Genomic DNA, 14,441 nt, shown 5'->3' on the forward strand with positions numbered 1-14,441 from the left:
CTTGCCCTGTCAAAAAATCGCCACCCTCTATGAATAAGCGGGGGACAGGCCACGATCTAGCAAATCCCATACCAGGGAAAAAACGCCCCCGCTACGGGTCAGTCTTGCCGACCTCATACTCCCGTAACTTATTGGCAATGGTCGTATGGGAAACCCCCAGCCGCTTGCCCAGTTGCCGGCTGCTGGGGTGCTCGGAGTAGAGGCGCTCCAGCACCGCTTTCTCGAAACGGCCGACGATTTCATCGAGCCCGCCCTCAAGGGAGAAATCGCCAAGGGGCTGGCGCACGCCGTAGTCCGGCAGGCGAATGTGCTCGGCCTTGACCTTCCCGCCGTCGCACAGGGAAACCGCCTGGAACAAGACGTTTTCCAGTTGCCGGACATTGCCCGGCCAATGGTAGTGGCTCAGGCGCTCCATCGCTGCCGGCGCCAGTTTTGGCAAGGCACAGCCGATCTGGCGGCTGGCCTGGTCGAGAAAGTGCTCCACCAGCGGCGTCAATCCGTCCAGGCATTCGCGCAGTGGCGGAATATGCAGGGACAGTACGTTCAAGCGGTGGTACAGGTCCTGGCGGAATTCGCCCCGGGCGCAGAGTTCGGACAAGTCCACCTGGGTGGCGCAGATCACCCGGACGTCCAGGTACACCTCTTCATCGCTGCCGACCCGCCGGAAGCAACCGTCCTGCAGGAAGCGCAGCAGTTTCACTTGCAGGCGCGGGCTCATTTCCCCGACCCCATCGAGGAACAGCGTTCCCCCGGCGGTCAGTTCCAGCAGGCCAAGCTTGCCTTCGGCCCGGGCGCCTTCAAAAGCACCGGGGCCGTAGCCGAACAACTCGGTCTCGGCCATGGACTCCGGCAGCCCGGCACAGTTGAGCGCCATCAAGGGCGATTGCCCGCGCGGGCTCGCCAGGTGACAGGCGCGGGCCAGCAGCTCCTTGCCGGTGCCGGTTTCCCCCTCTATCAACAGCGGCGCGTCCAGCGGTGCCATGCGCCGGGCCTCACGAACCACCGCCGCCATGACCTTGGAGCTCTGGAAAATGCTGTCGAAGCCGCGCAATTCCTGTTTGCGCACATTGTAGATGCGCTCACCGACCCGGTCGGCCCGGTGCAGCGTCAGCACCGCACCGGCCATGGCTTCGCTGTCGTCGTGCTCCGATTGCAATGGCGCGATGTCGGCCAGGAACACATCGCCCTTGACCTTGACCCGCAGGCCGTTGATGCGCGACTGGTTGGCCCGCACCAGTTCCGGCAAATCGAAATCCTCGGCATAGCGGGACAGGGGAATCCCCGGCACCTCGTCCACCCGCACCCCGAGCAACTGCGCCGCCGCCCGGTTCGCCGCAACGATGGAGCCGCCCATGTCGATGGACAGCACCGGGAATTCCAAGGCGCCGAGCAAGGCGTTGAGTTCCATGTGCCGACGCTCGCTGGGCATCAGCCCTACACGCTTGACGCCAAATACCCCGGCAATGCCTTCGAATTTCGGACGCAGCGCCTGGAACTGGATGTTGATCAGGTTCGGGCAATGCAGGTAGATCGCGTTGCCATGCTCGCCACCCACCTCCCCTCGGGCGACGTTGATGCCGTACTCCACCAACAGGTTGAGGATGTCCCGCAGGATGCCGATGCGGTTCTGGCAATGGACTTTGATGCGCATGAAAAGGCCCAGGTGCGTGTGAGATAGAAAGACGCGCCCTCGCCACAACGTTTTTCTGCGTGGCAGCGCAAATAGTCGTCAAGATTATGTGACAGTTGTAGGCCGATTCCCACCAGGAAATCCCGACAACATCGTAGCCGGGGTCAATTCGTAACGAAAATTTTACGAATTTGCCTTTCTCTTACCAGCCCTCCCTTTGTCAACGTGCTGCACATGCCGCGACTTCGAGTTATCTCTAATACATCGCTGGACATAACAACAAACACGTATCCCCTCGAGGGAAATCAGCAGGAGAGCAGCATGAAGCAGACGCAGTACGTGGCCCGCGAGCCCGATGCGCAAGGTTTTATCCACTACACCGCCGAAGAACACGCAGTGTGGAACACGCTGATCACCCGCCAGCTGAAAGTCATCGAAGGCCGCGCGTGCCAGGAATACCTGGACGGCATCGACAAGCTTGGCCTGCCCCACGACCGTATCCCGCAACTGGGCGAAATCAACCAAGTGCTGGGTGAGACCACGGGCTGGCAAGTCGCTCGGGTGCCGGCGCTGATCCCCTTCCAGACTTTCTTCGAATTGCTCGCCAGCAAACAGTTTCCGGTGGCGACCTTCATTCGTACCCGGGAAGAGCTGGATTACCTGCAAGAGCCGGACATTTTCCACGAGATCTTCGGCCACTGCCCATTGCTGACCAACCCCTGGTTTGCGGAATTTACCCACACCTACGGCAAACTCGGCCTGCAGGCGTCCAAGGAAGAACGCGTCTACCTGGCGCGCCTGTATTGGATGACCATCGAGTTCGGCCTGGTAGAGACAGCGCAAGGCCGGCGCATCTACGGTGGCGGGATCCTGTCCTCGCCCAAGGAAACCGTGTACTGCCTGTCCGAGGAGCCCGAGCACCAGGCCTTCGATCCACTGGAAGCCATGCGCACGCCGTATCGCATCGACATCCTGCAACCGGTGTATTTCGTGCTGCCCGAGCTCAAGCGCCTGTTCGACCTGGCCCACGAAGACATCATGGGCATGGTAAAGCGCGGTCGGGAACTGGGCTTGCACGCCCCGAAATTTCCACCAAAGGCTGCGTGAACCGCGTCTTTTAATCTCAATTGAGTCTGTTGCACAACGCGGCTTTGCTTTAGCGTGGGTGCATCGACGTTTTCAAGAATTCGATCCAGGAACACACCATGAACACTCTGAACAAAGCCCATTGCGAAGCCTGCCGCGCCGATGCCCCACAAGTCAGCGACGAAGAACTGCCGGTGCTGATCAAGCAGATCCCCGACTGGAACATCGAAGTGCGCGACGGCGTGATGCAACTGGAAAAAGTATTCCTGTTCAAGAACTTCAAGCACGCCCTGGCGTTCACCAACGCTGTCGGTGAAATTTCCGAGGCCGAAGGCCACCATCCTGGCCTGCTCACCGAATGGGGCAAAGTCACCGTGACCTGGTGGAGCCACTCCATCAAGGGCCTGCACCGCAACGACTTCATCATGGCCGCCCGCACCGATGACGTGGCCAAGACGGCCGAGGGCCGCAAGTAATGCATTTCGACGCCATCGGCCGGGTACCCGGTGACCCGATCCTGGGCCTGATGGAGGCCTACGGGGCGGACGCCAACCCGAGCAAGTTCGATCTGGGCGTGGGCGTCTACAAGGATGCCCAAGGCCTGACGCCGATTCTTCAGTCAGTGAAACAGGCTGAACAACGGCTGGTGGATCGCCAGACCACCAAGACCTACATCGGCGGCCATGGCGACGCCGCGTTCGGCCAGTTGATCAATGAACTGGTGCTGGGCACCGACTCGCCGCTGATCAGCGCAAAACGCGCGGGGGCCACCCAGACACCGGGCGGCACCGGCGCCCTGCGCCTGAGCGCCGACTTCATCGCCCAATGCCTGCCGGGCCGTGGCGTCTGGCTGAGCAATCCGACCTGGCCGATCCACGAAACCATCTTCGCCGCGGCTGGGGTCAAGGTCAGTCACTACCCGTACGTGGGCGCTGATAATCGCCTGGATTTCGAAGCAATGCTGGCGGCCCTGAACCAGGCGCCCAAGGGTGATGTGGTGCTGCTGCACGCCTGTTGCCACAACCCCACTGGTTTCGACCTGTCCCATGAGCAATGGCGTCAGGTGTTGGAGGTGGTGCGCAACCGCGACCTGCTGCCACTGATCGACTTCGCCTACCAGGGCTTCGGCGATGGGTTGGAGCAGGACGCCTGGGCAGTCCGGTTATTTGCCCAAGCCCTGCCGGAAGTGCTGGTCACCAGTTCCTGCTCGAAGAACTTCGGCCTCTACCGCGATCGTACAGGTGCGTTGATCGTCTGTGCCCGGGATGCCGAGAAGCTGGTGGACATCCGCAGCCAACTGGCAAACATCGCCCGCAACCTGTGGTCGACACCGCCGGATCATGGTGCGGCCGTGGTGGCGACCATTCTCGGCACCCCGGAGCTCAAGAGCCTGTGGGCCGATGAAGTCCAGGCCATGCGCCTGCGCATCGCGCAATTGCGCAGCGGCTTGCTGGAGGCCCTTGAACCCCATGGTTTGCGCGAGCGCTTCGCCCATATCGGCTTGCAACGCGGGATGTTCTCCTACACCGGCCTGACGCCAGAACAGGTCAAGCACCTGCGCGAGCGCCACAGTGTCTACATGGTCGGCACCGGCCGGGCCAACGTGGCCGGCATCGACGCCACGCGCCTTAACCTGCTGGCCGAGGCAATTGCCGAGGTCTGCAAGTAACCGGAGCACACCCTGTAATTGGAGCTGGCGAAGCCTGTGATCTTTTGATCTTTCACTTGAGACTCAAGTGTCTGGGGAAAGATCGCAGCCTCGCTTCGCTCGACAGCTCCTACGGGCCTGTCCACTCGCTGACAAATTCGGCAGTTTCCACCTGCGGCGCCGTGCGCGCTTCTTTCTGCGGCGTGCCCAGGTAGAGGAAACCGATCACCTCTTCCCCGTCCTCAAGGCCAAGCCCCCTGGCCACATGCGGCGAGTACGCCAGTTCACCGGTGCGCCACACGCCGCCAACCCCTTGGGCATAAGCCGCCAACAAGATGCCATGGGCCGCGCAGCCGGCCGCCAACAGTTGCTCGGACTTGGGGATTTTGAAATGGTCCTGCAGACGGGCGATCACTACCACGACCAGGGGCGCGCGCAATGGGCCGTTGAGGGCCTTTTCCACGACGGCTTCCGGTACCAGCGGGTCATTGAACCGCGCTGCTTCGGCCAGCAGTTCGCCCATGCGATGCCGCGCCTGCCCTTCGACCGTCAGGAAACGCCATGGCCGCAACTGGCCGTGATCCGGCGCCCGCATGGCCGCGGCGAACATGATCTCGCGCTGTTCCGGCGTGGGGGCCGGGTCCACCAGGCGCGGGACGGAAACACGGTTGAGCAAAGCGTCGAGAGCCTGCATCGGCCACCTCCTGAAAAAATGTCCGGCTATTCTAGTGGCTGTGCGGCGAGTTCGTTAGCGCAAATTCTACGGCCCGGCTGCCACTCGGCACCGGGTGCCGGTTTACAGGACGCCGGTCGCGGGTAGAATGGCGCCCTCCCTTTCAGCCTGAGCGGACTTCATGGCGTTGCCGACCCTGCGGATCATTGGTTTCATCATCGGCATCTTCCTGATCACCCTGGCGATCTTCATGGTCGTGCCCATGGCCACGCTGATGATCTTCGAGCGCACCGGCGACCTGCCGTCGTTCCTCTGGTCGAGCATGATCACCTTCCTCGCCGGCCTGGCCCTGGTGCTTCCCGGGCGTCCGGAACACATCCACCTGCGCCCGCGCGACATGTACTTGCTGACCGTCAGCAGTTGGCTGGTGGTGTGTATCTTCGCCGCCCTGCCCTTCCTGCTGACCCAGCACATCAGCTATACCGATTCGTTCTTCGAGAGCATGTCGGGGATCACCGCCACCGGCGCCACCGTGTTGAGCGGGCTGGACACCATGTCCCCGGGCATCCTGATGTGGCGCTCGCTGCTGCACTGGCTCGGCGGTATCGGCTTCATCGGCATGGCGGTGGCGATCCTGCCCCTGCTGCGCATCGGTGGCATGCGGCTGTTCCAGACCGAATCGTCGGACCGCTCGGAAAAAGTCATGCCCCGTTCCCACATGGTGGCGCGGCTGATCGTGGCGTCCTACGTGGGCATCACCATTCTCGGCACCCTCGCGCTGTGGTGGGCCGGGATGAGCCTGTTCGATGCCATCAACCATTCGATGTCAGCGATCTCCACCGGCGGCTTCTCCACCTCGGACCTGTCCCTGGCAAAATGGACCCAGCCGGCGGTGCACTGGGTCGCCATCGTCATCATGATCCTCGGCAGCCTGCCGTTTGCCCTGTATGTCTCGATGCTGCGAGGCAATCGCCGGGCGCTGATCAAGGACCAGCAGGTCCAGGGGCTTATCGGCGTGCTGCTGGTGACCTGGCTGGTACTCGGCACCTGGTATTGGGCGACCACGGACCTGCATTGGCTGGACGCGCTGCGGCACGTGGCGCTGAACGTGACGTCCATCGTCACCACCACCGGTTTCGCCCTGGGCGACTACAGCCTGTGGGGCAACTTTTCGCTGATGCTGTTCTTCTACCTGGGATTCGTCGGCGGTTGTTCGGGCTCGACGGCCGGCGGGATCAAGATCTTCCGCTTCCAGGTCGCCTACATCCTGCTGCGGGCCAACCTCAATCAACTGATCCACCCCCGCGCGGTGATCAAGCAGAAATACAACGGTCATCGCCTCGACGAAGAAATCGTCCGCTCGATCCTTACGTTCTCGTTCTTCTTCGCCATCACCATCTGCGTGATCGCCCTGCTGCTGTCGCTGCTGGGCGTGGAATGGATGACGGCGCTGACCGGTGCCGCCAGTACCGTGTCCGGCGTCGGCCCGGGGTTGGGGGAAACCATCGGGCCAGCCGGCAACTTCGCACCGCTGCCGGACGCGGCCAAGTGGATTCTGTCAGGCGGCATGCTGCTGGGCCGACTGGAGATCATCACGGTGTTCGTGCTGTGTATCCCGGCGTTCTGGCGTCACTGACCGCTTCAGGTTGGCTCGCCAACCGCGCCCGGTATTCGCCAGGCGTGGTGTCGAACCAGCGGCGGAAGGCCCGGAAAAAATTGCTCGGGTCGGCAAACCCCAGCAGATAAGCAATTTCCAGCAGTGTCATGCCCGGTTGCGCCAGGTACTGCTCGGCCAGCTCGCGACGGGTGTCCTCCAGCAAACTCTGGAAACTGGTGCCCTCCTCCTGCAAGCGCCGCTGCAAGGTGCGCTGCGACAGGTGCAGCGTCTGCGCCACCACGTCACGCTTGGGCTCGCCCTGGGGCAACAGTCGGCACAACACTTGTCGCGCCTTGTGGGTCACACGGCTTTCCGAAAACCGCGCGAGGTACTCACCGGCAAACCGGTCATGCAACTGCGCCATGGCTTCGTTGGCCGTAGGTAGCGGCGCCTCCATGTCGGCCCGTTCAAAAATCAGCGCGTCATAAGACGCGCCGAACACCAGCGGCGCGCAGAAGGCTCGCTGATAAGGCACCGGGTCCAGGGGTTCGGCGCCTTGGAACAGCACTTTTACCGGGTGCAAGGTACGTCCGGTCAGCCAGTTGCACAGGGCCAACGCACAGGCCAGGGATGCTTCGGCACTTTGACGAGTGGGGGCAAATGGTCGCCGTGCACCGTCAAGATCAGCCCATAGCCTTCTTCCAACCGGCGAAAACTCAAGTCGGCGCTTTCGGCAATGATCCGCTGGTATCGCACCAGTCGCTGGAAGCCCTCCGCCAGCGTGCGACTGGACATCAAGGCGTAGCCCGCCACATGGAACGAGGCCGGGCGCACCACCCGCCCCATGTTCAAGCCAATGGCCGGGTTACCGGACAATTCCACCGCCCGTTGCCAGAGCCGCGTCATCGAGTCCTGGGGGAACCGCGCATCCGGATCGTCCAGCGCATCAAAGTCCAGCCCCAGTTGCTTGAACAGCACCCGACAATCCAGACCGTCCATTTCCAACGCCTTGACAATACCCATCGCCCAGCTTGAAGAAGTCGTTCGTTCGTTCATGACGTTTTACTTGCATGACGAGCCGCAGGGTACGGCTGGATTTGCGAAGGATACTAAAGTGGCGCTGATTGTCACTGGCCGTTGCTAATGGTGGCTCTAGACTTCAATCAGTTGATAAATGCAAACCCCACCAGAACAATAACCAAAGAGCCTGCAGTCTTGGAAAACGCCAAACGATTCAATACCTTCGCCGAGTTCTACCCGTATTACCTCGGCGAACACAGCAACAGCACGTGCCGACGATTGCATTTCATCGGCACCTCCCTGGTCATCCTGGTGCTCGTGATGGCCGTCGTTGTTGGTAGCGGGTGGCTGTGGCTCGCCCTGCCCGTGGCCGGCTACGGCTTTGCCTGGGTCGGGCACTTCTTCTTCGAAAAAAACCGTCCCGCCACCTTCCAGCATCCGCTCTACAGCCTGCTCGGCGATTTCGTCATGTACCGCGACATGCTGCTGGGCAAGGTGGCGTTCTAGCCAAAGGATTGCCTATGAACACTCATGCACGCTTTACCCACATGCAGGACGGCACCCAGGAAGACTGGGCGATCATCGCAGCCGACTTCAGCGCCTATGCCCGGCAATTGCCGGGGCGGATCCTGGCCCACTTGAAGCTGCTGGACGGCGATTTCGGCGGGTTCCCGGTGGACCGCCTGACCCACTCCCTGCAAACCGCCACCCGTGCCTACCGTGACGGACGGGACGAGGAATACGTGGTCTGCGCCCTGCTCCACGACATCGGCGACACCCTGGGTTCGTATAACCACCCGGACATCGCCGCGGCGATCCTCAAGCCCTTCGTCAGCGCCGAAAACCTGTGGATGGTGGAGAAGCACGGGATTTTCCAGGGCTATTACTTCTTTCATCACCTGGGCATGGACCGGCACCTGCGCGAGCAGTTTCTTGAACATCCGCAGTACCAGGCGACAGTCGACTTTTGTGCGAGATATGACGCGGCGGCGTTCGACCCCGAGTACGACACCCTAGCGCTGAGCTTCTTCGAGCCGATGCTGGAAAGTGTGTTCGCCACGCCGAAGCAGTCGATCTACAAGGCGGCGATGGCGGAGCAGCCTTCTGGCTGACAGATTGCTGGGGACCGCTGCGCGGTCCATCGCGGGCAAGCCTTGCTCCCACAGGTGTTATCGGCGCTCATAGGCGGTGGGTACTTGTGGAAGCAAGCCTTGCTCCCACAGGTGTTGTCGGCGCTCATAGGCGGTGGGTACTTGTGGAAGCAAGCCTTGCTCCCACAGGTGTTGTCGGCGCTCATAGGCGGTGGGTACTTGTGGAAGCAAGCCTTGCTCCCACAGGTGTTGTCGGCGCTCATAGGCGGTGGGTACTTGTGGAAGCAAGCCTTGCTCCCACAGGTGTTGTCGGCGCTCATAGGCGGTGGGTACCTGTGGAAGCAAGCCTTGCTCCCACAGGTGTTGTCGGCGCTCATAGGCGGTGGGTACGTGTGGGAGCAAGGCTTGCCCGCGATGGCGTCATGAAGGCCTACACCGGCTCGGTCACTTTCAACTCAGCCTTGACCAGCGCGTCGCGCGCCTGGGCCTCCGCCAACCGATACAACTCGATCGACCCGTCCCAGTGCTCGATCAGCGCCGTGCAGGATTCGACCCAATCGCCACAATTGAGGTACTCCACCTCGCCCACCATCCGCATCTCGGCATGGTGGATATGCCCACAGACCACACCATGCAGTTCGCGCTTCACACACTCGTGGGCGATGGCTTCTTCGAAGTCGCTGATGAAGCTCACAGCGGTCTTGACCTTGTGCTTGAGGTACGCCGACAACGACCAGTAACCGTAGCCGTAACGGGCCCGCCAATGGTTGAGCCAGCGGTTCAGCGTGAGGGTGAACTCGTAGGCCGAGTCCCCGAGAAACGCCAGCCAACGGTGGTACCGCGTGATGACATCGAACTGGTCGCCATGAATCACCAACAAGTGCCGACCATCGGCAGTGACGTGCACAGCTTCATCCACCAACTGGATATTGCCCAGGATCAGCTTCGAATAGCGCCGCAGGAATTCGTCATGATTGCCAGTGACGTAGATCACTTCGGTGCCGCGCTTGCTCATGGTCAGCAAGCGGCGAATGACGTTGGTGTGGGCCTGGGGCCAATACATGCCACCGCGCAGTTTCCAGCCGTCGATGATGTCCCCCACCAGGTAGATCTTGTCGGCGTGGTAGCCCTTGAGAAACTGCGACAGGTGCTCGGCCTGGCAATCCCGGGTGCCCAGGTGCACATCGGAAATCCACAGGGTGCGAACACGCTGTTTGCGGCTGGGCCTGGCGAGCTCGGCGCTGGTCATTGGGCAACCCTCTGATCGTTTTCGCCACTGTGCACGCCAGCGGTTAATGGCCCATGACAAACGCAAGTCCATTGCATGACAGCGCCGGGCGTTGCGCCCTCGGTGTATGCTGGCGGCCTGACACGGGAGACCGCGATGAGACCGATCCTCACGCTACGCCACTACAGCCACGACTTGATCGTCCACAGCCATGACCATGCCCAATTGGTGTTTGGGCTATCTGGCGCGCTGGATTTCGAGGTTGAAGGCCAGGGCAGCCAGGTGGTGCAACAGAGCTTCGTGGTGATACCGGCCGGTGCGCATCACGCCTGCGGCAGCCCCCACGGCAGCCGTTGCCTGGTGTTGGATGTGCCCAGTGATGATTGGGTCGGCCAATGCCTGGGGGATCACGCCGACGCCAGCCGCCGTTTGCTTGACGACACCGCTCGCCTGCCCCTGGATGCGGGGCAAAGCCAGTTGGTCAGTTGGTTGGCGGGTAGCCCGGTGGATGATCCGGTGATCGCCCAGCAAGGCGCGGTGCTGCTGCTGGCGAGTCTCAATAACGCTCGCCAGGAAACCCTCGGCGGCCGGCGCCTGCCCTACGCCGCACTCAACGCCCACATCGACCAGAACGCCGCCTATCCGCTGCAAGTGGCGGACCTGGCGCGAGTCGCCGGTCTCTCCAACGCCCGCCTGCACGCGCGCTTTGTCGCCGAGTGCGGGCAAACCCCGATGGATTACATCCGCAGCCGCCGCTTGCACAAGGCCGTGGCCTTGTTGCGTGAATCGCAGCTGCCCATCGGCGAGATCGGCCAGCGGGTCGGCTACAGCTCCCAGAGTGCCTTTGCCGCGGCGGTGCTGCGCGAATTCGGCCTCTCGCCGGGCAGGCTGCGGCGTCAGCGCTAGATTCGCGCTAAAAATCGCTAGGATCGCGACAGACAGAAACGGTCCGCAACAGGTTCAATACCCTGACGCTCAACCGTTGGACAAGGATTGAAATGACGCCCCGTACTGCCCTCGGCGCCCTGCACATTGGCGCACTCATGTTTGGCCTGACCGGTGTCTTCGGCAAACTCGCCGCCGCCTCGCCGGCGGTCATTGTGTTCGGTCGCGCCGTCTTCGCCGTGCTCGCCCTGGCACTGTTTGCCCGGTTCGCCAGCAACAGCCGCTGGCAGAAACTGCGGGCCCAGGATGGCCGGCGATTGCTGCTTGGGGGGTTGTTGCTGGCCGGGCATTGGGTGAGTTTCTTCATCGCCGTGAAGGTGGCTGGCGTGGCGATCGCCACGCTGGGGTTCGCCAGTTTCCCGGCCTTCACGGTGTTGCTTGAAGGGCTGATCTTCCGCGAACGGATTCGCGCCAATGAAATCTGCTTGGTGGTGCTGGTGAGCGTCGGCCTGGTGTTGGTCACGCCGAACGTCGACCTGGCCAGCGGCGCTACCACCGGTTTGCTGTGGGCCGTGGCCTCGGGCCTGCTGTTTTCCCTGTTGTCATTGACCAACCGCGCCGGTTCGGCGCACGTCCCGCCGGTGCAAGCCGCGCTGTGCCAGAACGTGGTGGTCGGGTTGTGCCTGCTGCCAATGGCCGCGCCACAATTGAGCGACGTGCGCCCCATCGACTGGTTGTGGATCGGCTTGCTCGGCGTGTTCTGCACCGGCCTGGCCCACAGCCTGTTCGTCGCCAGCCTGGCGGTGATCAAGGCCCGCACGGCGGCGGTGGTGTTCGCCATGGAGCCGGTCTACGGCATCACCATGGCCTGGTGGCTGTTCGACGAGCGCCCGACCCTGCGCATGCTGCTGGGCGGCACGGTGATCATCGCGGCCATCGTGATCTCAAGCCAACTGGGCGGTTCGAAGAAACCGGGGGTTGGCGCCCAAGCCGCGTCTCACTGAACCCGATCGTTGTGGCCCAGGTCCCGCGCCGGGTCGATCCGGTCGCGGACCCGCTGCTTGAGAACCTTGGCTTCGGGAAAACCGCCATCGGCCTTGCGCTCCCAGATCTGCGTGCCGTCGCAACTGATGTGGAACACACCGCCGGTGCCCGGCACCAGGGACACTTTGCCCAAGTCATCGGCGAAGGTGCTGAGCAGTTCCTGGGCCAGCCAGGCAGCGCGCAACAGCCACTGGCACTGGGTGCAATAGGTGATGACGACTTCCGGTTTGTGTTCGGTCATGGCGGGTGGACTCCTGGGTTCGAAGGCGTCGGTATAATACCCGCCTTTGATCGCCCGCCCCGAGATTGACGATGCGCCGCCTCCTGCCCCTCCTGCTTCTGTTGCTGTTGCCCCTGCTCGGCCATGCCAACGAGCCCGCCGTCGAGGCGCCACGCCAGAAAATCGGCCTGGTGCTGTCCGGCGGCGCCGCACGGGGGCTGGCCCACATCGGCGTGCTCAAGGCCCTGGAAGAGCAAGGCATCAAGATCGATGCCATCGCCGGCACCAGCATGGGCGCGGTAATCGGCGGGCTGTATGCCTCGGGCTACAAGATCGACGAACTGGAAAAACTCGCCCTGGGCATCGACTGGCAACAGGCTCTGTCCGATGCGCCGCCACGCAAGGACGTGCCCTTCCGGCGCAAGCAGGATGACCGCGACTTCCTGGTCAAACAGAAACTGAGCTTTCGTGACGACGGCAGCCTCGGCCTGCCCTTGGGGGTCATCCAGGGCCAGAACCTGGCCCTGCTGCTCGAAAGCCTGCTGGCCCACGCCAGCGATACACGGGACTTCGACAAACTGCCGATCCCGTTTCGCGCAGTCGCCACTGACATCGCCACGGGCGAAAAAGTCGTGTTCGGCAAAGGCCACCTGCCCAAGGTCATTCGCGCCAGCATGTCGATCCCGGCGGTGTTCGCCCCGGTGGAACTGGACGGCCGGCTGCTGGTGGACGGCGGCATGTCCGACAACATCCCTTTGGACGTGGCCCGGGAAATGGGTGTGGACGTGGCCATCGTGGTCGATATCGGTACGCCCCTGCGCAACCGCAAGCAACTGGTCACAGTGGTCGATGTGCTGAACCAATCGACCACCCTGATGACCCGGCGCAACTCTGAAGAGCAACTGGCAACGCTGAAGAAAGACGACGTGCTGATCCAGCCGGCGCTGGCGAGCTTCGGCTCTACCGATTTCGGCCGGGCCCAGGACATGATCGACGCCGGTTACCGTGCCACGCGGATACTTGAGGCACGCCTGGCTCCTCTACGCCCGTCCGAGGCGCACGATGCCCAGCTCATGGCCGCACGCACCCCCAGCGAGCGCACGCCGGTCATCACCGCCATTCGTGTGGAGAACGACTCGAAAGTCGGCGATGACGTGATCCGCTATTACGTTCGCCAGAAGATCGGCGAGCCACTGGACCTGGGCCGCTTGCAGACCGACATGGGCACGCTCTATGGCCTGGACTACTTCGAACAGGTGCAATACCGCGTGGCTCGCAAGGGCCCGGATCACACGCTGGTGATCAGCGCCCGGGGAAGACGCACCGGCACCGACTACCTGCGGCTGGGCCTGAGCCTGTCGGACGACATGCGCGGCGACAGCGCTTTCAACCTGGGGGCCAGCTATCGGGTCAACGGCATCAATCGCCTGGGTGCCGAATGGCTGACCCGGGCGCAGATCGGCGACAAGCAGGAGCTGTACAGCGAGTTCTACCAGCCATTGGATGTCGGTTCACGCTACTTCATCGCCCCCTACGGGCAATTCGAATCCCGCAACGTGGAGTCCATCCTGGACAACGATCCGGTGGCCCAGTATCGCGTCGAGCGCTATGGCTTCGGGCTGAACGTAGGCCGCCAGATCGGCAACAACGGCGAAATCCGCTTCGGTGTCGGCCAGGCCTGGGGCAAGGCGGATGTGCGCATTGGCGACCATGACCAACCCAGCGAAAACTTCAATGAAGGTTTCTATGAGCTCAAGTACTCCTTCGATTCATTCGACAACGTGTATTTCCCCCACGAAGGGGAAGACATCGGCCTGAGCTGGCGCCAATACGAACCGGGGCTGGGTTCCGACCAGCGTTACCGGCAGTGGGAGTTCAAGCTGGACAAGGCCCTGAGCAGCGGCCCGAACACCTTTATCCTGGGCGGGCGCTACGGTCGAACACTGGACACTGCTGAGGTCGTGACTTCCAGCTTTGTGCTCGGTGGCGCGCGGCAACTGTCAGGCTTTCGCGAAGACGGGGTATCCGGGCAGAACATCAGCCTGATGCGTACCGTGTATTACCGCCGCCTCACACCCCGGGCCTATCTGCCACTGGACTTCCCGCTGTACATCGGCGGCTCATTGGAACGCGGCCGGGCCTGGAACAACGACAACGAATTCGACAGCGGCTACATCAACGCCGCCAGCATTTTCGTAGGCTTCGATACACCGCTGGGGCCACTGAATTTCAGCTATGGCTTTAACGATGATGATGAACAGGCGGTGTATCTGAACCTGGGGCAGACATTTTGAGGGGATGAGCGTTTGCCTGGACAGG

The 14,441-nt window shown here is 62.4% G+C and carries 14 protein-coding genes and 1 pseudogene; 9 read left to right on the forward strand and 6 right to left on the reverse strand.

Annotated features, from left to right (window positions below; translation table 11 throughout):
* Positions 1-91: 91 nt before the first annotated feature.
* Positions 92-1,651: a sigma-54-dependent transcriptional regulator gene (locus tag KI237_RS22210; protein WP_212797068.1), complete on the reverse strand. Its 1,560-nt coding sequence runs from the start codon at positions 1,649-1,651 to the stop codon at positions 92-94.
* Between the two features lie 300 nt (positions 1,652-1,951).
* On the opposite strand from KI237_RS22210, the gene phhA reads away from it, so the two are divergent.
* The 3 genes from phhA (at position 1,952) to KI237_RS22225 (ending at position 4,385) form a co-directional block, all read left to right on the forward strand.
* Positions 1,952-2,737: a phenylalanine 4-monooxygenase gene (phhA, locus tag KI237_RS22215; RefSeq protein WP_212797069.1), complete on the forward strand. Its 786-nt coding sequence runs from the start codon at positions 1,952-1,954 to the stop codon at positions 2,735-2,737.
* A gap of 98 nt (positions 2,738-2,835) precedes the next feature.
* Entirely contained in the window at positions 2,836-3,192 is a 357-nt protein-coding gene (locus KI237_RS22220) for a 4a-hydroxytetrahydrobiopterin dehydratase (protein WP_212797070.1), read from the forward strand.
* On the forward strand, positions 3,192-4,385 hold the full coding sequence (locus KI237_RS22225; protein ID WP_212797071.1) for an amino acid aminotransferase: 1,194 nt from the start codon (positions 3,192-3,194) through the stop codon (positions 4,383-4,385). The genes KI237_RS22220 and KI237_RS22225 overlap by 1 nt, the downstream gene beginning before the upstream one ends.
* A 109-nt stretch (positions 4,386-4,494) precedes the next feature.
* Here the strand turns inward: KI237_RS22225 and KI237_RS22230 are convergent, their stop codons facing one another.
* Positions 4,495-5,058: an NAD(P)H nitroreductase gene (locus tag KI237_RS22230; RefSeq protein ID WP_212797072.1), complete on the reverse strand. Its 564-nt coding sequence runs from the start codon at positions 5,056-5,058 to the stop codon at positions 4,495-4,497.
* Between the two features lie 160 nt (positions 5,059-5,218).
* On the opposite strand from KI237_RS22230, the gene KI237_RS22235 reads away from it, so the two are divergent.
* On the forward strand, positions 5,219-6,673 hold the full coding sequence (locus KI237_RS22235; protein ID WP_212797073.1) for a TrkH family potassium uptake protein: 1,455 nt from the start codon (positions 5,219-5,221) through the stop codon (positions 6,671-6,673).
* Here the strand turns inward: KI237_RS22235 and KI237_RS22240 are convergent.
* Positions 6,630-7,690, reverse strand: a pseudogene (locus KI237_RS22240) (AraC family transcriptional regulator). The gene KI237_RS22235 and the pseudogene KI237_RS22240 sit on opposite strands and share 44 nt — an antisense overlap.
* Positions 7,691-7,849: 159 nt before the next feature.
* On the opposite strand from KI237_RS22240, the gene KI237_RS22245 reads away from it, so the two are divergent.
* Both KI237_RS22245 and KI237_RS22250 read left to right on the forward strand, forming a co-directional pair.
* Positions 7,850-8,161, forward strand: a complete 312-nt coding sequence (locus KI237_RS22245; protein ID WP_212797074.1) for an Mpo1-like protein — start codon at positions 7,850-7,852, stop codon at positions 8,159-8,161.
* A 14-nt stretch (positions 8,162-8,175) separates the two neighbouring features.
* Positions 8,176-8,766, forward strand: coding sequence for an HD domain-containing protein (locus KI237_RS22250; protein ID WP_212797075.1), 591 nt, complete (start codon positions 8,176-8,178; stop codon positions 8,764-8,766).
* A 57-nt stretch (positions 8,767-8,823) separates the two neighbouring features.
* Here KI237_RS22250 and KI237_RS22255 read toward each other — a convergent pair whose 3' ends face one another.
* Positions 8,824-9,090, reverse strand: coding sequence for a hypothetical protein (locus KI237_RS22255; protein ID WP_212797076.1), 267 nt, complete (start codon positions 9,088-9,090; stop codon positions 8,824-8,826).
* Between the two features lie 85 nt (positions 9,091-9,175).
* On the reverse strand, positions 9,176-9,994 hold the full coding sequence (locus KI237_RS22260) for a UDP-2,3-diacylglucosamine diphosphatase (RefSeq protein WP_212797077.1): 819 nt from the start codon (positions 9,992-9,994) through the stop codon (positions 9,176-9,178).
* Positions 9,995-10,129: 135 nt separating this feature from the next.
* Here KI237_RS22260 and KI237_RS22265 point away from each other — a divergent pair, with 135 nt between their 5' ends.
* Entirely contained in the window at positions 10,130-10,879 is a 750-nt protein-coding gene (locus KI237_RS22265; RefSeq protein ID WP_212797078.1) for a helix-turn-helix transcriptional regulator, read from the forward strand.
* Positions 10,880-10,971: 92 nt separating this feature from the next.
* Positions 10,972-11,862, forward strand: a complete 891-nt coding sequence (locus KI237_RS22270) for a DMT family transporter (protein ID WP_212797079.1) — start codon at positions 10,972-10,974, stop codon at positions 11,860-11,862.
* Here the strand turns inward: KI237_RS22270 and KI237_RS22275 are convergent.
* Positions 11,856-12,143, reverse strand: a complete 288-nt coding sequence (locus tag KI237_RS22275) for an Rdx family protein (protein ID WP_212797080.1) — start codon at positions 12,141-12,143, stop codon at positions 11,856-11,858. The two genes, KI237_RS22270 and KI237_RS22275, sit on opposite strands and share 7 nt — an antisense overlap.
* A gap of 71 nt (positions 12,144-12,214) precedes the next feature.
* Between KI237_RS22275 and KI237_RS22280 the strand changes: the two genes are divergently transcribed.
* The gene (locus KI237_RS22280) at positions 12,215-14,416 is read left to right on the forward strand and encodes a patatin-like phospholipase family protein (RefSeq protein WP_212797081.1); all 2,202 of its coding nucleotides are present in this window, start codon (positions 12,215-12,217) and stop codon (positions 14,414-14,416) included.
* Positions 14,417-14,441: the final 25 nt, after the last annotated feature.

It is taken from the genome of Pseudomonas sp. St316, assembly GCF_018325905.1.
Classification (GTDB): Bacteria; Pseudomonadota; Gammaproteobacteria; order Pseudomonadales; family Pseudomonadaceae; genus Aquipseudomonas.